This is a genomic window from Pseudomonas peli (genome assembly GCF_050563605.1).
GTDB classification, from domain to species: Bacteria; Pseudomonadota; Gammaproteobacteria; order Pseudomonadales; family Pseudomonadaceae; genus Aquipseudomonas; species Aquipseudomonas peli_A.
Genome location: NZ_JBNXUH010000459.1, coordinates 1 through 245 on the forward strand (window position 1 = coordinate 1; position 245 = coordinate 245).

At 66.5% G+C, this 245-nt stretch carries 1 pseudogene; it reads left to right on the forward strand.

Annotation, left to right across the window (positions count from 1 at the left end):
• Positions 1–245 (forward strand): annotated as a pseudogene (locus ACQ4LH_RS22235) (hypothetical protein); the annotation flags it as partial.

A 245-nucleotide genomic window follows, 5' to 3' on the forward strand; every position in this document is an offset into this window, starting at 1 on the left:
GTCAGGTGCAACAGCACGCCAGCCTGAGCAAGGCCGCAGGTGCACTGCTGGGTATCTGGGGCATGGCGATGCTGCTGGGTGCCGCCGGTGGTGCCAGCGACCCGCTGCAGCCGCTCAAAGTGTTCACCGGCACCGCCGTTGCCGCAGCCCCGAGCAAGCAGCACTTTATCGACCTGGTGCGCATCGTGCCGGAAGAGGCCAAGGCCAAGCGTATTCCGATTGGGGCCAGCCGCACTGTGCTGCAG